Origin of the sequence: Hyphococcus sp., from assembly GCF_965228385.1 — a bacterium.
GTDB lineage: Bacteria > Pseudomonadota > Alphaproteobacteria > Caulobacterales > Parvularculaceae > Hyphococcus.
The window spans coordinates 252,550-267,707 of record NZ_OZ245810.1 but is presented as its reverse complement, the minus strand read 5'-3'; the positions used below and the strand labels follow the sequence as shown (position 1 = coordinate 267,707).

The following is a 15,158-nucleotide window of genomic DNA, read 5'->3' as shown; positions in this document are numbered from 1 at the left end:
CAGGATGAAGGTTGTGATTTCCATTACCGCCATGCCTCTAATTCTTCATAACGTTTGCTTCATCGACAGCGATGTCGCCGCGATTGCGGAAAAAGGCGACGAGCACGGCAAGGCCGACGGCGGCTTCCGCCGCTGCGACAGTCAAAACCATGAACGCGAAAACCTGCCCGGTGAGATCGCCGAGAAACTGCGAGAACGCCACGAGATTGATGTTCACGGCGAGAAGCATCAGCTCGATCGACATAAGGATAACGATAACATTCTTGCGGTTCAGAAAAATGCCCGCCATGCCGATAGCGAACAGGATCGCCGCGACGGAAAGATAATGTCCAAGGCCGATATCGAGCATTTTAGTTCAGCCCCCTCATGACAAGCCCTGCCCCGGCTTGATGTCCACAAGCTCGTAGCCGTCTTCGCGTTTGCGGCCCACCTGTTTCGCCGGGTCCTGCTTCTTGACGCCTTCGCGCGTCCGGAAGGTGAGGATGATCGCGCCGATCATCGCGACCAGCAGCACCATGCCCGCGATCTGAAAATAATGGACGTAGTCGGTGTAAAGGATCAGCCCCAGCGATTCGATATTATTCGGCCCGTTGGGCGAGGCCACGGTCTGCACCGCCGTGGGCGCGGGATGCGCGCGCGCAAATTCTGCATCGGAAGGAAACGCCCAGACGGCGACCACCATGATGAGTTCGAACACCACGATCGCCGCCAGCGCGCCGCCGATGGGCAGATATTGCAGGAAACCCTGCTTCATCTCGACGAAATCGACGTCGAGCATCATCACCACGAACAGGAACAAAACCGCGACCGCGCCCACATAGACAACCACCAGCACCATGGCGAGATATTCCGCGCCCATGAGCACAAATAGGCCGGCCGCCGCGATGAACGCCGAAATGAGGAACAGCACCGAATGCACAGGATTTTTCGACGCAACGACCATCAGCCCGGAAGCGACGGCGGCGAATGCGAAAAGATAAAAGGCGAATGCGGCGAACGTCATGATTGATCTACAGCGCGAAAGTCCTGAACCGGGATCGACTCGTTAAAAAAACGCGCCGAATGGCGCTTTAAGATCGCCCGCCCGGTCAAAACAATGCGACTCACCGGCGCGGTAAGGCTTGAGCGGCTTTTAGAGGCATTGGAGCAGCTTTGCAAAGGGCGAAAGGCCGCAAATCAGCGGATTTTCAATGGCTTTTCCCCAGCGCCGGGTCATACGGCGCCCCGGCTTACCGGTACGGCGCGTCAAGCTCCAGATTGCGGGCGATCTCCCGCTCCCAGCGGTCGCCATTCGCAAGCAGGCGGTCCTTGTCGTAGAACAGCTCTTCGCGCGTTTCCGTGGCGAATTCGAAATTCGGTCCCTCGACAATCGCATCGACGGGGCACGCCTCTTCGCAGAAACCGCAATAGATGCATTTCGTCATGTCGATGTCATAGCGCGTAGTGCGGCGCGAGCCGTCGTCACGGGGCTCAGCCTCAATCGTGATGGCCTGGGCCGGACAGATCGCCTCGCACAGCTTGCAGGCGATACAGCGCTCCTCGCCGTTCGGATAACGCCGCAGGGCGTGTTCGCCGCGAAAGCGCGGTGACAGCGGCCCTTTCTCAAAAGGATAATTCAGGGTCGGTTTCGGGCGGAAATAGTATTTCATCGCCAGGAAAAATGCGCCGACAAAATCAGCGAGCGCAAAACCTTTGATCGCCTGTGCAATGCGCGACATGGGATTTAAGTCCTCCAGCTTTGCAGATACTCAACGGCGCCGGGGAACATCAAGAGGACGCCGGAAACCAGCACCACCCAGGCGAGACAGAGCGGCAGAAAAATCTTCCAGCCGATGCGCATGAGCTGATCGTAGCGGTAACGCGGCACGATCGCCTTCACCATGGCGAACATGAAGAAGAAGAAAACGATCTTCAGCATGAACCAGATGACGGGCATCGGGCCCCACATCAGCGGCTCCCACGGGATCGGCGAATGCCAGCCGCCAAAGAACAGGACCGTCAACATGGCGCACATGAGCACGATATTGGCGAGCTCCCCGATCATGAACATGAGGAAGAGGGTTGATGAATACTCAACCTGATAGCCCGCGACGAGTTCCGATTCCGCTTCAGGCAGATCGAAAGGCGGCCGGTTTGTCTCCGCCAGCGCCGCGATAAAGAAAACCACAAACATCGGGAAAAGCGGGATGAAGTTCCAGTGCCAGAAACCGCCGCCGGCTCGGGCCTGGCTGATCACGATGTCGGACAGGTTCAGCGATCCGACCAGCAACAAAACGGTAATGATAACGAAGCCGATGGCGACTTCGTAGGAAATCATCTGCGCCGCCGATCTGATGGCGCCGAGAAACGAATATTTCGAATTGGACGCCCAGCCGCCCATGATGACGCCGTAAACGCCGAGCGAGGAAATCGCGAAAAGGTAGAGGATGCCGACATTGATGTCGGCGCCGACAAGCCCAGGCCCCACCGGGATCACCGCCCAGCCGACCAGCGCCAGCACGAAGGTGATGATCGGCGCGAGAATGAAGACAACCTTGTTGACCCCCGCCGGAATGACAATTTCCTTGAAAACGAATTTCAAAAGGTCCGCGAAGGACTGCAGCAATCCGAACGGGCCAACCACATTCGGTCCCTTGCGCATCTGCACGGCGGCCCAGACCTTGCGGTCGAAATACATCAAGAACGCCTGCGCCAGTAAGAGCGTGACGAGGATCGCCAGCGCCCCGGCCGCCGTCGAGGCGAGCCACCAGCCCCAGCCCTGATCGGTGGGGCGCGTGACCAGATTCATCCAGATCTCTTCCATGGGGCCGCGTCTTAATCCAGACCGCGCGTTTAGTCACGGGTGAAATGCGGGCCAATCGGTCGCGGATTGGCCCGGCGCAGCGCCCGTTCGACCTATTTTACGGAAATCGACGACAGAAATGTCGAACTCTTGTCGACATTTTCCGGCGAGCCGTAAACTGAAATCGACCCGATCCCGTTGACGGCGGCGTCCACCGACTGGCTGGCGTACACTTTCGCTTCGCCAATGCCGGAAACCTCGACGTCTACATCACGGCACTCAAGCGCGCGCGCGTTGAGTTCGCCGACGCCTGATACATCCGCATCAAGCCGGCCGCATGTTCCGGAAACGTCGATATCGCCGACGCCTGACAAATCGACCCGGAATTCATCGCCCTCGACGCCGCGCACCGTCGCGTCGGCGACGCCGGCAATGTCAATCGCGGAAAGCGACGGCAGTATGATCACGGCGGTCAGGCCGGTGTTTCGCCAGCTGCGTTTGGTTTTTTTCGAGCGGTCCTGATCGAGCACCAGCTCGCCGTTCGAAACGGATGCGTCGAGTTTTTCCATCTCCGACGGCGCGCCGGATATTTGCACCGAATAATCGCCGCCAACCGTGACGTCGATCTCATAAACGCCGGCGATGTCGATGCGGTCAAAGCCGGTCACGTCAATCGTTCGCATAACGTCATTTGATTTATCACGGCCGCCCAGATCGCCAATGCCGCCAAACGCATAATAAGCAGCGGCAACCGCAACGCCGATCGCCAGCGCCAGCCCGATAATTACGCCAAAAAATACTTTCATGGGTTCGCCCTCCTTTTCCCCGGCAAAAGATAGCACTCCCGGCAGGCCTGATGAAGCCGAAACAGCGCGGCCCCGCCTCTTTCCGTCGCAAATCTTTTCGCCATCGCGCAATTAGGGCGTCATTAAAGTCATTAAAAAAGACGCCTCCAGCGATTATGCCGAAGGCGTCCCCAATGGCGTTTTCGCCGTAGTCTGTTCGTCAGTGGACGGTTATATCCGCGAACATGCCGCTTGATTTGTTCACCCGGTTCGGCGACCCGAATACGTCAATGTCGCCCATGCCGGAAATATTGGCGTCCACCTCTTCGCGGGCGAAAACGGCTGCGCTGCCGACGCCGGAAACCTGCACGTCCGCCATACGGCATTCAAGTTCGCGGGCGTCAAGATCGCCAACGCCGGAAACCTGAGCGTCAAGCGCGCCGCATTCGCCGGTAATATGAATATCGCCGACGCCGGAAAGCTGGATATCGAAGCGCTCGACATCGACGCCGGCAATTCGTCCGTCCACAACGCCGGAAACTTTCAGCCCTGTCAGGGACGGCATGGTGATCACCGCCTCTACGCCGTGATCGTCATTGTCCTTGTGGCGGGTGCGCCAGCTCCCCTTTTCATGACCGAGGTGCAACTCGCCGTTTCTGACGGAGGCTTCAACGCGCTCCATTTCATCTTCGTATCCTGTGAGCTCGATTGAAAATTCCGGACCGACGCGCACGTCAAGTTCATAAACGCCTGAGATCTTTATTTTGTCGAAACCCGACAGATCCAGCGTCTGGCTGATCTTGTCGCCTTCGTCATGAGCGAACGCCCCGCCGGCGAGCGACAGCGCCAGAAATCCCGCGGCAATGCCTGATACTTCAAACATGATACGCCTCCATCCAGTTGTTACCTGTGTAGCACGCCTGCCTTGTTATAGGGAAGTCGCCTCGTCGCAATTGGACCGCGATCCGTCGATTGCCGGCGCCTGAATGCTTTCAATTGTTGTCGAGGGTCATCGATGCCGGCGTCGGGGATAGATGATGTATCTCTGCACCAGGAAATTCAGCGCGTAGAACAACAGCAATCCGGCAAGCATCGCCCCGATCGGATTCACAGCAAAACTCGTTTCCAGCCAGTTTATAAAGCGCCACAGAAAAATGATGTGCAGCGCCATAAGCGCAACGGTTCCCGCCGCCTGTAGTAAAATGTCGCCGTCCGATTTGAAAACGATATTGCGCATGCCGTAGAAATAAATCGGCGCGGTCGCGATGCGGGCGACGATCAGCGCCCAGAGGGTCGGCAGGTTAAATAATGTCAGGATCGTGAAGAATAAAAAATCTAGCGCCCCGCTGAACGCCGACACCGATACATATCGTAAAAAAACCACATAGATCCGGAAAGAGTCCAGAAACGGATTAAAGTGCGATGTCGGATTACCGGGCTCGTAAACCGTTTCTATCGGGATCTGTTCAAAACCGCAGGCGGTGTTCTTCACCATTTCAAAAAGACAATGAAACTCAAATTCGTACCGGTTCGCAGGGATGGCGCAAAGCCGCGTCAGGTCGCTGCGCCGGTATGTGCGCAGACCCGACTGCGTATCGTATACCTGCTGGCCGATCGCGACCCGGAAGATCGCCGCCGTGACAAGATTGCCGAAACGGCTGCGCAACGGCGCCTCGCCGGTAAAATTCCGGTAACCGATATTCGGCGCGCCCGATGCGATCGCCTGGCGCGCGAGCTTGAAGACATCCCGTGCGACATGCTGACCGTCTGCGTCGGCGGTGACGACAAACCGGACATCCGCCGGCGCGGTTTTATGAATTTCACGAAAACCGGTTTTTAATGCAGCGCCCTTGCCCATGTTTTGCTGGTGAGCAACAAGTTTAACCTGGTTGTGCGTCTTCAGGCTCGCAAACGCCGCCCGCGCTGCTTGCGTTGTCGAGCCGTCATCAATCACAAGAATTTCCGCGAAAGCAGCGTCCTGCGCGCCCTCGCGAAGCAAATCATCGATAAAATGAACCAGCGTTTCGTCTGGCTCATAGGCGGGGATGAGGATGATAAAGCGCGACATGGGAAGTTGTTCTGCGCCAACGATCAGTTGCGCAATTCCTCCCGCCCGCTCACGCCGGAAGCGCGCCCTTCAGCCGCGCGGGTTTGCATCGCCGCGAAAACTTCGTGGTTGTATAATTCTTCCGGCAAGCCGGCCCAGTTCGCCATAACTTCGCCTTTCTGCATATGCCGTCCTGTTCGTTTGACGATTGTCACGAAGTGCTCGTGGAAAAGGCTTTTGCGGGCGCCGTGCTGAAAACTCGCGCCCGGCGCCACGCGGTCGAAAAAATCAAGGCGGTAAAAAATTTGCGCCGGGTTGGCCCTGTTCTCTTCAACATGAAAGAACGGTTTTCCTTCGATCGTCACACGCTTCAGCAAACCGGCCGCTTCGCGCGCCTCATCGGCGGTGGAGAACGTCAAATGCGCGTCATGCGTCATTAACGGTTCAACCTGCACGGGATTGAGCCCGAGAAACCTTACAAACGCGTCAGGGTTTTTTTGACGGTGCAAAAACCACTGCTTTTCATTATGCGTGCAAATTTGCGACAGCCCGTTCATCACGCAAAACCTTTCGCGCAGCGCCGCCGGCGCGCGGGTCAGGAGCTTTGACAAGATATCGTCTATGGCGCGCGCGGCGAACTCCAGTTGCGGGCAGTTCTCGCCTTCCGGCGTCTCCCAGTAATGATGCTGTACATGCGCGAACATATTGGTGAACAAAATCGCTTCTTCCGGCTCCGTCTCTTCGATTGCGCGCAAAAACGCCATGGCCGAGACGTGTTCAAAAAAGACGATAAAGACGACTTGCGCGCCGCCGAATTTTCGCAGGCCCCGCATCAGCAATTTGATACTGTCGCAAAAGTCCGCCCAATAGGTGTGGTTTATCATTGAGCGCAACAGCGCGGCGCCTGAACGCGCGCTTTTGATTTTTGAAATATCGACGTAATTTTTCGCCAGATAGCGCGGCAGGTCGATCAGGTCCTGATATTTTTCGGGATAGGCTTTTTGCGAAAACGTCCACGGATCGGGCATGAAGGCGCGGCATTTTTCAGCGCGGCGCCGCTCGCCGTTCATCACGCCCCAGACAACGGATTCCCTACCCTCTTCGCTCCAACGCTCCCATATCTGTTGACACGACAGCGACGGCGCATCGCCGAGATTTTTGATCCCGTGTTTACGGGCCGGCGCGCCGGTATGGACAGAAACCCATTGCACCCACGGCTCCAGATAACCGGAATCGTACGTATCGTCCGTATAGGTGCGTGTCTTCGACCAGGAAAATATTTCCTGAAGCGCTTTAAGCCCGGAGCGGCCGGCAATCTTGCGCAGGAGCCCCGGATGATATTCGTTCAGTTCAAAAACCAGCATAATAGACGCAGCCGCTTGCTATAGGCCGTAGCTGAAATTGATTCTAACCATACCCCGCCCCAATTGTCTGCGCCCGGTCAGTGCAGGCGATAGAGATTTTCTTCAGCCCGGGCGTCACGCTGCGCTGCGGCGCGCCAGTGCGGTTGCATCAGACGGGCGAATACAACGGCGACGACGATCGCCGGAATAAATATTGCCGAAAGGCGCGCCAGCGTCGCGTCTTTGGGCGCAGGCAGACCGCCCGCAATGAAAATGAAAGCGGCGATCGCCACGCCCATGGAGGCGGCGAGATAAGGCCACATATTCCGGCGTTTGCGTTTTTCGAGCGCCGTAAACAGCGGCGCGCCGACCGCGACGCTGGCGAAAAACCCTATCAGAAAGATCATGAAGCTGACGAATAGCGTATCTAGAAACACGCCTATCAATCCGTTGAAAGACAATTCCACCGCAATCAGAACATCGGCAAGCTTTAACAGGAGCGTCAATCCGCCGCCGACAAATGCGCCCGCCAGCACCGCGACAATCATCTGTTCAAACGCGATATTCATGCGGATCTGTTCGAGGGTTTCCGCTTCGATGGTTTGTGGGACACGCCGCATATCGCGATAAATCTCTGACCTTCACGGCAAACTTGATTTCGTTTCGAAGGTATAGGGAAAAACGAACTACTCCGCCGCCAATTTGTTGGTCCCGCGCAAAACTGCGGAACATTCCGACATGGTTTTCGACGCGCGCGCGATGGGGTTTGTCAAATAATAGTCGGCAACGCCGGAGACAAACGCAGCCCCGTCCATCTCGCCCGCCGCGCCCACTGCTGAAGCGTCGAAACGGTCTTCCGCCCCGCCGATCTGGTCGATACGGCCAAGGCTTGGCGCATCCTCGAACATCGCCTGACGCAGCGCGAACATATCGTCATAGGGCAGCGTGTGGCCAACGCGGTCCGACAGCGCACGGATGATCGCCCAGTCCTCGCGCGCATCGCCCGGCGGGAAGCAGGCGCGCGCCGACATCTGCGCGCGTCCCTCGGTATTCACATAGATGGCGTTCTGTTCAGTATAAGCCGCGCCCGGCAAGATCACATCGGCGTGCCGCGCGCCCGCATCGCCATGGCTGCCCTGATAGATCACAAACGAGCCGTTGAGGCGGGCCGGGTCAAATTCATCCGCGCCAAGATTATAGACAAGCTCTATCTCGCGGTCAGTGCAGGCTTCGAGAATTTCGTCGAAATTTTTGCCCGCTTCGCCCGGCAAAAAGCCGAGGTCCAGCGCGCCGACGCGCCCCGCTGCATCGTGCAGTACATTAAAGCCGCACCAGTCGCCGCGAATGGCGCCTATTTTATCGGCGAGCGCCGCCGCCGCGTTCAAAACCGCAGCGCCGTCAGCGCGTTTCAACGCGCCCATGCCGACAATAATCGCCGGATTTTTTGCATCTTTTAGCGCATTAGCGAAGGCGCCCTCGCCTTTGGCCAGGCTGCTCAGGGTTTCCGGCCCGGCGCCGAGATAGTCGTAATCGTAAGACAGGTCTTTTTCTTCACCGATCAGGCCGATTTTGACATCCAGCTTGTTCAACCAGATTTTCCGGATGCGCGCATTGATCATCGGCGCTTCGGCGCGCGGATTGGTCCCGATCAGCAAGATCGCGTCGGCGTCTTCCAGTCCCGCAATGCCTGTATTGAAGAGATACGAGCGTCTGTCGAACCCTTCTCCCGCAGGATGGCCAATCTTCGCGCCGTCCTGACGGCAATCCATGTGCGGCGTCCCGATGGCCGTCATCAAATCTTTCAGCGCCTTCACCGCCTCGGCCGGAACAAGATCGCCCACAAGCGCCGCAATCTTGTTCTTGTCCGTCGCCTTGATTTTCTCCGCAACAATCGAAAGCGCCTCGTTCCAGCTCGCCGGCGCCAGCTTGCCGTCTTTTCGGATATAAGGCTTGTCGAGACGCTGGCGTCTGAGCCCGTCCCAGATGAACCGGGATTTGTCGGCGATCCATTCTTCGTTCAGGCCCTCATGAATGCGCGGCAGAATACGCAAGACTTCGCGCCCGCGCGCATCCACCCGGATGTTCGAGCCGACGGCGTCCATAACGTCGATGGTCGGCGTTTTGCGCAACTCCCATGGCCGTGCATTGAACGCGTAAGGTTTGGAGGTCAGCGCCCCGACCGGGCACACGTCGATGAGATTGCCTGTCAGTTCCGACTCCACCGCCTTTTCGAGATAGGTGGTGATCTCGGCATCCTCGCCGCGATTGACGAGCCCGAGATCGTCAACGCCGGCAATCTCCGTCGCAAAGCGGACGCATCGCGTGCACTGGATGCAGCGCGTCATGATGGTTTTGATCAGCGGGCCCATATATTTTTCTTCAACGGCGCGCTTGTTTTCTTCATAGCGCGAGCCGTCGCGGCCATAGGCCATGGCCTGGTCCTGCAAATCGCACTCGCCGCCCTGATCGCAGATCGGACAGTCAAGGGGATGGTTGATCAGGAGAAATTCCATCACGCCCTCGCGCGCCTTTTTCACCATGGGCGTATTGGTGAACAGCTCCGGCGGCTGCCCCTCCGGGCCGGGACGCAGATCTTTCACATTCTGGGCGCAGGACGCGACGGGCTTGGGCGGACCGCCCTTCACTTCGATGAGGCACATGCGGCAATTGCCGGCGACCGAAAGGCGCTCATGATAACAAAAGCGCGGGATCTCTTCGCCCGCCGCCTCACAGGCCTGAAGCAGCGTCAGGTCAGAGCGGACATCGATTTCGCGGTTGTTGACCTTGATGGTGCGTGTGTCGGCCATGGGGGATTTCCTAAGGGATCGCGCTGATTTCTTTGCCTGTCCGACATACCGGGGATTTTGTCAAAGACAAGGGGCCCAATTGTCCCGCCGCGGCCGGTCCGCGCCGCAATCACGCAGAAAATCCCGCACGCCGCTGGCGCAAATCTTGCTGCGTGGTAATATTCCGCCAGCCTTCCGGGGGATGAGGTGAAACAGGATTTCCACGCCTTTCAGCAGCAAAAATATTTCGCGGGTCTGGACGGGCTGCGCGCCATCGCGATCATCGGCGTCGTCTGGCATCATTCAGTGCGACCGGATTTCCTGCCGATGTTCACGCGGGGCTTTGCGGGCGTCGATCTTTTTTTCGTGCTCAGCGGGTTCCTGATCACGACGCTTCTGATCCGCGAAAAATCAAAACACGGGCGCATCTCACTGCGGAATTTCTGGGCCCGCCGGTTTTTGCGTCTGATGCCTGCCTATTACGGCCTCCTCTTCGCCATGCTTGCGGCCTATGTAATTTTCAAACCCGGCGATCCGGATACGGCGCGCCTGGTGGAGGGGTTCCCGATCTACGCGCTCTATCTTTCCAACTGGATCCAGCCGGAAGCGAACAATCTGGGGATTACCTGGTCGCTGGCGACCGAAGAGCAGTTTTATCTCATCTGGCCGCTGATCGAGGCGCTGGCGGCGCCTGTCCTCGCCGGCGGCTTCTGGATTGCGGCGCTCATCGTCAACCAGTTGATCAATTTCGGCGTTCTCGACCCGGCCATCGATTCCGTTTTCGGTCCGGGCGTTTCCCAGAGACGGGAAATTCTCGATGCGACGTTCACGCCGATCCTCCTCGGCGTCGGGCTGGCGCATCTTCTGGCGCGCGAGCGCTGGTTCCGGCTGACAGCGCAAATTACAGGCTTTCGCTACGCGCCATTCGTGTTCGCCGGGCTGTTGCTTGTCCTGATGAACATTCCGGCAAGCGACATCTCCGGCGTTTTCCGCCTGACGATGCATATCTTGATGACAGCGTGGATCGCTTCCATCGTTCTGCAGCCGGGCTCGGCGATAACCGCAACGCTGGAATGGCGGCCAATCGTGTTCATCGGCGCTGTGAGCTACGGCATGTATCTTTATCATATGTGGTGCGTGCATATTGCCCGCGTCATCATCGAAAAAACCGGCCTTGCGCCCTTGTGGTTCGAGTTTCCGCTGGCGCTGGCGGGAACGGTCGTTGTCGCGGGATTGAGTTTTTATTTTTATGAAAAGCCGTTTTTGAGTTTGCGCTCGAAATTCCGGAAGCCAAAAGGCTCGCCTAAAGGTCCGACAGAAACAAAACGCCCGGCCGCAACATTTGCTAAGCCGGGCGCGTGATATGCAACATTTATGTTGTAGTTTTTAAAGAACGCGTTCTTTCAGATCCTTGGCGACGCGGAAAGCGACTTTCTTCGACGCCTTGATGCGAATCTTTTCGCCCGTCGCAGGATTGCGGCCCCAGCGTGCGGCGCGATGACGAACCTGCATGATGCCAAGGCCCGGAATGCGCAGCTTTTTGCCTTTTTTCAGATAGCCGCCCATGCGGTCGATGAAGTCGGAAAGAAATTCTTCCGATTGTTTCTTCGGCATTTCGTGCGCTTCAGCAAGTTCCGCAGCCAGATGCTTCAGCGTAAGCGTATCCGGCAAAGCTTTCTTGGCTGTTTTTTTCTTTGCAGCGGTTTTGCGCGCCGGCGCTTTTTTCGCGGCGGTCTTTTTGGCTGCAGTTTTTCTGGCGGGCGCCTTGCGCGCCGGCGCTTTCTTCTTCGCTGTTTTGCGTTTTACGGCCATTTTAAATTCCTTGTTTTATAATCGGCGAAAGCGGAGTGCAGACAAAAATCACTTGTTTGCCTGCGATACAAGCGTTTTTGCCCCTGATTCGGTGTAAATTTGTAAAGAAAAAATTTTTGGCGACGTACAAGAAAGCCGTATTTCATCGGCATTTCTAAACCGCTTGACCAAAATACAAACCCTCATCCTGAGGTGCGAGATCGCTAGATCGAGCCTCGAGCGATGTGCGGCCGCTTCGATTCTTCGATATATCCTTCGAGGCTTTCGCTACGCAAAAGCATCTCAGGATGAGGGTGAAACGTTGGACAAGCCCTTAGGAGAACACACAAAATCAAGTGCGCCGCTTCATGATCCATTCAGGGTCTGGATGCGCGCCCACCATAAAAAAATAGTCTGCGATTTTTTCAAATCCGCAGCGCTGATAAAGCTTTTGCGCGCCTGTGTTTTCCGCATAAACGCTAAGATAAACATGATCGAAACGCTCATCGAGCCAGTCCAGCGCAAGCTGCAGGAGCTTGGCGCCGGTCCCCCCGCCTTGGGCTTTTTCCAGCAGATAAAGGCGCTGCAGTTCGCCGGAATTTTCGGGCATGTCCGGCGCCGGCAAATCGCACGGGCCGACGCTGGCGTAACCAATCGTCTCACCGCCCTGTTCAACCAGCCAGGCCTGCGACTGCGGGTCGGCGATCAGCTTTTCATAGACGGACCGGTCATGGGATTTTTCGAGAAACGCGTTCAAGTCGTCCCGTTTATAGAGATGGCCGAACGTCTCGATGAAAGTGGACTTTCCGATTCGCGAAAGCGTTTCGGCGTCGTTCGGGCTGGCTTCTCGGATAACGGGATGGATGCTCATTGATCTACTTCGACGTAGAAATCAGAGTACAGCCACCGTCGAACAAGTGTGTGAGCACATGAACTCTCAAGAAAGAACTCGCCGGAAGCATTTTTCAAAACAAGCCATAAATTCCGTTCGCCGTCTTCCCAATTCTCTCCGCAGGTCCCGAGGTTCCAAGACTGGCCTTCTCCATCTCGATCACCAGATTGCGGGCGTTCAGGAATGATGATTTCTGCCGGCGGATTCCCAACTATTACCTTCTCCACAATAATCTTTGCTGCACCTCGACGAGGAGAATATATCAAGTCGTCGTCACTATATTGGGTGAGTGAATGAATGGGGAAAATTTGTCCAATTACAGCAAAGTGCGCTCGATTTAGAGCAATACGCGCCCTGTCTAGTCGTTCCTCATCGGTCGTTTCTGAATTGCCAACCCAACATCGGCATGCCCAAGCAGGTTGCTGAGCGGTCGCGATCAGAAGCACTGTCAAAAACAGGCTTACTGAAGTAAACCATCTCAACGTGATTACTCCGCCGCGACGCCGGCCACGGAAACATGGCCGCGGTCGGCGCGGTAATTATTGATGCGTTCCTCGATCTCGCCGCGGAAATGCCGGATCAGTCCCTGCACCGGCCATGCGGCGGCGTCGCCGAGCGCGCAGATGGTGTGGCCTTCGACCTGTCCGGCGACGTCGAGCAGCTTGTCGATTTCCTGCGTTGTGGAATTGCCTTCCGCCATGCGTTCCAGGACGCGCCACATCCAGCCGGTGCCCTCGCGGCAGGGCGTGCACTGGCCGCAGCTTTCGTGCTTGTAGAAATAGCTGATGCGGGCGATAGCGCGGACGATATCCGTCGACTGGTCCATGACGATCACCGCCGCCGTGCCAAGGCCGGATTTCACATCGCGCAGCGCATCGAAATCCATCAGCACATCGTCGCAGATTTCGCGCGGGATGAGCGGCACGGACGAGCCGCCCGGAATGACGGCTTTCAGATTATCCCAGCCGCCGATGACGCCGCCGCAATGGGTGTTGATCAGATCTTTCAGCGAGATCGACATCGCCTCTTCCACATTGCAGGGGCGATTGACGTGACCGGAAATGCAAAACACCTTGGTGCCGTGGTTATTGTCGCGGCCGAATTTGCGGAACCAGTCGGCGCCGCGCCGGAGAATCGTCGGCACAACGGCGATCGATTCCACATTGTTTACCGTGGACGGACAGCCATAAAGCCCGGCGCCCGCAGGGAACGGCGGCTTCAAACGCGGCTGGCCCTTCTTGCCTTCAAGGCTTTCTAAAAGCGCGGTCTCCTCGCCGCAGATATAAGCGCCGGCGCCGTGATGAACATAAAGATCGAAGTCCCAGCCGGACCCGGCGGCGTTCGGGCCCAGCAGTCCCGCTTCATAGGCTTCGTCAATCGCGGCCTGAAGGTTGTTGCGCTCGTCCACATATTCGCCGCGAATATAAATGTAACAGGCGTGCGCCTTCATGGCGAAAGACGCGATCAGGCACCCTTCGATAAACAGATGCGGGTCGTGGCGCATCATCTCCCGGTCCTTGCAGGTGCCGGGCTCGGACTCGTCGGCGTTGACGATGAGGTAATGCGGGCGCTCGCCCACTTCCTTGGGCATGAACGACCATTTGAGGCCCGTGGGGAAGCCCGCGCCGCCGCGCCCGCGAAGCCCTGAATCCTTCACCTGCTGGATAATCCAATCCGGACCCAGCGCCATCAAATCCGCCGTGCCGTTCCAGGCGCCGCGCTTTTTAGCCGCTTCCAGCCGCCAGTCATGGAGGCCGTAAAGATTGGTGAATATCCGGTCTTTATCTTCGAGCATCATAAAACCATTTAACTGCGATTACGGCCACCCGATGCCGGGCGTAAAAGGTGCGAGTAGCAGGAGCCCAATCCCGCCAAGGATCAGACCTAATCTTTCATGTCCGCTCATAAAGGTGAACGCGCCTGCAAACAACAAGCTAAGCCCTGCAATCAGCAAAAACCACATGATCGGCTGCTTCGCCTTGGGTCCGCTTTCCGGGCTATCCGGGTCCAGCTCCGGAATGTAATGCGGGCTTTGTTCGCGCTTCTCTTCGCTCATCCCGCCCCCGTCAGATCAAGCAGGCGCGCGGTCTGGGTCGCGGCTGCGACTTTCTCGCCCGCTTCGTTGTAGAGCGTCGCGCGGGTGAATACGGTCGAGCGGCCCATGTGAACGATCTCCGCTTCGCAGATCAGCCGCTCGGCGCCCGCCGGTTTGAAATATTGCGTGTGGATATCGACCGACGCCGGACCTTTCGCGCCGTCCGTCAGCACGACAACCATGGAGCCGGAGGCGTCGTCCAGCATTGCCGTCAGAAAACCGCCCTGAACGCCGCCGCGCGGATTGAGCATGGCTTTCGTCCCCTGAAACCCGACGCGCATGGTCTGCGCTTTGCGGTCCACGGACAAAAGTTCATAGCCCAAAAAAGCGGCGCATGGCGGTTGCGGAATATTGTCAAGCGCGGTTCCCGTCCCGCCGCCGAAGGATTTCTCATTCATCGCGCGTCTTCTCCGCCGCCGGTTTCAACGCCGGGCCGTGGGCGCGGAACCAGCGGTAAAACAACGGCGCGAAAATTATCGACGAGGCGACGACGCCGCCCACAAGATAGGTGATGTTTTCTGTCTGCAGATAGATCAGCACAACGATAATCAACACCGCGCCTTCCATCAGCGCGATGTTGATCAGGGCGCGGATCGCCTCTTGTCTTTTTTGCCTATTCGGGTCCATCGACGGCTCC

At 57.4% G+C, this 15,158-nt stretch carries 18 protein-coding genes; 1 reads left to right on the top strand and 17 read right to left on the bottom strand.

Features of this window, described 5'->3' with window-relative positions; translation table 11 throughout:
- Positions 1-37: 37 nt before the first annotated feature.
- The 10 genes from nuoK to nuoG all read right to left on the bottom strand — a co-directional run bounded on the left by nuoK (position 38) and on the right by nuoG (position 9,764).
- A complete protein-coding gene (gene nuoK / locus ACQK2Q_RS01210) occupies positions 38-349 on the bottom strand; it encodes an NADH-quinone oxidoreductase subunit NuoK (protein WP_425407936.1) in 312 nt (103 codons plus the stop codon).
- Positions 350-364: 15 nt separating this feature from the next.
- Entirely contained in the window at positions 365-1,003 is a 639-nt protein-coding gene (locus tag ACQK2Q_RS01205) for an NADH-quinone oxidoreductase subunit J (RefSeq protein ID WP_425407935.1), read from the bottom strand.
- Between the two features lie 226 nt (positions 1,004-1,229).
- A complete protein-coding gene (gene nuoI / locus ACQK2Q_RS01200; RefSeq protein WP_425407934.1) occupies positions 1,230-1,718 on the bottom strand; it encodes an NADH-quinone oxidoreductase subunit NuoI in 489 nt (162 codons plus the stop codon).
- Between the two features lie 5 nt (positions 1,719-1,723).
- The gene (nuoH, locus tag ACQK2Q_RS01195; RefSeq protein WP_425407933.1) at positions 1,724-2,803 is read right to left on the bottom strand and encodes an NADH-quinone oxidoreductase subunit NuoH; all 1,080 of its coding nucleotides are present in this window, start codon (positions 2,801-2,803) and stop codon (positions 1,724-1,726) included.
- Between the two features lie 92 nt (positions 2,804-2,895).
- Positions 2,896-3,588 (bottom strand): head GIN domain-containing protein, encoded by a 693-nt coding sequence (locus ACQK2Q_RS01190; protein ID WP_425407932.1) that lies wholly within the window; start codon positions 3,586-3,588, stop codon positions 2,896-2,898.
- 199 nt (positions 3,589-3,787) lie between these two features.
- Positions 3,788-4,450 (bottom strand): head GIN domain-containing protein, encoded by a 663-nt coding sequence (locus ACQK2Q_RS01185; protein WP_425407931.1) that lies wholly within the window; start codon positions 4,448-4,450, stop codon positions 3,788-3,790.
- Between the two features lie 126 nt (positions 4,451-4,576).
- Positions 4,577-5,635 carry a glycosyltransferase gene (locus tag ACQK2Q_RS01180; protein ID WP_425407930.1) on the bottom strand — a complete coding sequence of 353 codons (1,059 nt, stop codon included), beginning with the start codon at positions 5,633-5,635 and terminating at the stop codon, positions 4,577-4,579.
- 23 nt (positions 5,636-5,658) lie between these two features.
- The gene (locus tag ACQK2Q_RS01175) at positions 5,659-6,978 is read right to left on the bottom strand and encodes a hypothetical protein (RefSeq protein ID WP_425407929.1); all 1,320 of its coding nucleotides are present in this window, start codon (positions 6,976-6,978) and stop codon (positions 5,659-5,661) included.
- Positions 6,979-7,055: 77 nt separating this feature from the next.
- Positions 7,056-7,577 (bottom strand): hypothetical protein, encoded by a 522-nt coding sequence (locus tag ACQK2Q_RS01170; RefSeq protein WP_425407928.1) that lies wholly within the window; start codon positions 7,575-7,577, stop codon positions 7,056-7,058.
- Positions 7,578-7,643: 66 nt separating this feature from the next.
- A complete protein-coding gene (gene nuoG / locus ACQK2Q_RS01165; RefSeq protein WP_425407927.1) occupies positions 7,644-9,764 on the bottom strand; it encodes an NADH-quinone oxidoreductase subunit NuoG in 2,121 nt (706 codons plus the stop codon).
- A 186-nt stretch (positions 9,765-9,950) separates the two neighbouring features.
- Here nuoG and ACQK2Q_RS01160 point away from each other — a divergent pair, with 186 nt between their 5' ends.
- Positions 9,951-11,105 carry an acyltransferase family protein gene (locus tag ACQK2Q_RS01160; protein ID WP_425407926.1) on the top strand — a complete coding sequence of 385 codons (1,155 nt, stop codon included), beginning with the start codon at positions 9,951-9,953 and terminating at the stop codon, positions 11,103-11,105.
- A 24-nt stretch (positions 11,106-11,129) separates the two neighbouring features.
- On the opposite strand, the gene ACQK2Q_RS01155 is transcribed toward ACQK2Q_RS01160, so the two are convergent.
- The 7 genes from ACQK2Q_RS01155 to ACQK2Q_RS01125 form a co-directional block, all read right to left on the bottom strand.
- Entirely contained in the window at positions 11,130-11,555 is a 426-nt protein-coding gene (locus ACQK2Q_RS01155) for an HU family DNA-binding protein (RefSeq protein ID WP_425407925.1), read from the bottom strand.
- Positions 11,556-11,886: 331 nt separating this feature from the next.
- Entirely contained in the window at positions 11,887-12,405 is a 519-nt protein-coding gene (locus tag ACQK2Q_RS01150) for an N-acetyltransferase family protein (protein ID WP_425407924.1), read from the bottom strand.
- A complete protein-coding gene (locus tag ACQK2Q_RS01145; RefSeq protein ID WP_425407923.1) occupies positions 12,402-12,908 on the bottom strand; it encodes a hypothetical protein in 507 nt (168 codons plus the stop codon). The genes ACQK2Q_RS01150 and ACQK2Q_RS01145 overlap by 4 nt, the downstream gene beginning before the upstream one ends.
- Before the next feature lie 5 nt (positions 12,909-12,913).
- The gene (nuoF, locus tag ACQK2Q_RS01140; protein ID WP_425407922.1) at positions 12,914-14,221 is read right to left on the bottom strand and encodes an NADH-quinone oxidoreductase subunit NuoF; all 1,308 of its coding nucleotides are present in this window, start codon (positions 14,219-14,221) and stop codon (positions 12,914-12,916) included.
- Positions 14,222-14,242: 21 nt separating this feature from the next.
- On the bottom strand, positions 14,243-14,482 hold the full coding sequence (locus tag ACQK2Q_RS01135; protein ID WP_425407921.1) for a hypothetical protein: 240 nt from the start codon (positions 14,480-14,482) through the stop codon (positions 14,243-14,245).
- A complete protein-coding gene (locus ACQK2Q_RS01130; protein ID WP_425407920.1) occupies positions 14,479-14,919 on the bottom strand; it encodes a PaaI family thioesterase in 441 nt (146 codons plus the stop codon). Before ACQK2Q_RS01130 ends, ACQK2Q_RS01135 begins: the two co-directional genes overlap by 4 nt.
- Entirely contained in the window at positions 14,912-15,148 is a 237-nt protein-coding gene (locus tag ACQK2Q_RS01125; protein WP_425407919.1) for a hypothetical protein, read from the bottom strand. Before ACQK2Q_RS01125 ends, ACQK2Q_RS01130 begins: the two co-directional genes overlap by 8 nt.
- Between the last annotated feature and the right edge of the window lie 10 nt (positions 15,149-15,158).

Coding starts and splice junctions, on each gene's coding strand:
- ACQK2Q_RS01180 (WP_425407930.1), bottom strand. CDS start 5,635: ATGTCGCGCTTTATCATCCTCATCCCCGCCTATGAGCCAGACGAAACG.
- nuoG (WP_425407927.1), bottom strand. CDS start 9,764: ATGGCCGACACACGCACCATCAAGGTCAACAACCGCGAAATCGATGTC.
- ACQK2Q_RS01150 (WP_425407924.1), bottom strand. CDS start 12,405: ATGAGCATCCATCCCGTTATCCGAGAAGCCAGCCCGAACGACGCCGAA.
- nuoI (WP_425407934.1), bottom strand. CDS start 1,718: ATGTCGCGCATTGCACAGGCGATCAAAGGTTTTGCGCTCGCTGATTTT.
- ACQK2Q_RS01175 (WP_425407929.1), bottom strand. CDS start 6,978: ATGCTGGTTTTTGAACTGAACGAATATCATCCGGGGCTCCTGCGCAAG.
- ACQK2Q_RS01130 (WP_425407920.1), bottom strand. CDS start 14,919: ATGAATGAGAAATCCTTCGGCGGCGGGACGGGAACCGCGCTTGACAAT.
- ACQK2Q_RS01170 (WP_425407928.1), bottom strand. CDS start 7,577: ATGCGGCGTGTCCCACAAACCATCGAAGCGGAAACCCTCGAACAGATC.
- ACQK2Q_RS01190 (WP_425407932.1), bottom strand. CDS start 3,588: ATGAAAGTATTTTTTGGCGTAATTATCGGGCTGGCGCTGGCGATCGGC.
- ACQK2Q_RS01185 (WP_425407931.1), bottom strand. CDS start 4,450: ATGTTTGAAGTATCAGGCATTGCCGCGGGATTTCTGGCGCTGTCGCTC.
- ACQK2Q_RS01205 (WP_425407935.1), bottom strand. CDS start 1,003: ATGACGTTCGCCGCATTCGCCTTTTATCTTTTCGCATTCGCCGCCGTC.
- nuoF (WP_425407922.1), bottom strand. CDS start 14,221: ATGCTCGAAGATAAAGACCGGATATTCACCAATCTTTACGGCCTCCAT.
- nuoK (WP_425407936.1), bottom strand. CDS start 349: ATGCTCGATATCGGCCTTGGACATTATCTTTCCGTCGCGGCGATCCTG.
- ACQK2Q_RS01135 (WP_425407921.1), bottom strand. CDS start 14,482: ATGAGCGAAGAGAAGCGCGAACAAAGCCCGCATTACATTCCGGAGCTG.
- ACQK2Q_RS01155 (WP_425407925.1), bottom strand. CDS start 11,555: ATGGCCGTAAAACGCAAAACAGCGAAGAAGAAAGCGCCGGCGCGCAAG.
- ACQK2Q_RS01125 (WP_425407919.1), bottom strand. CDS start 15,148: ATGGACCCGAATAGGCAAAAAAGACAAGAGGCGATCCGCGCCCTGATC.
- nuoH (WP_425407933.1), bottom strand. CDS start 2,803: ATGGAAGAGATCTGGATGAATCTGGTCACGCGCCCCACCGATCAGGGC.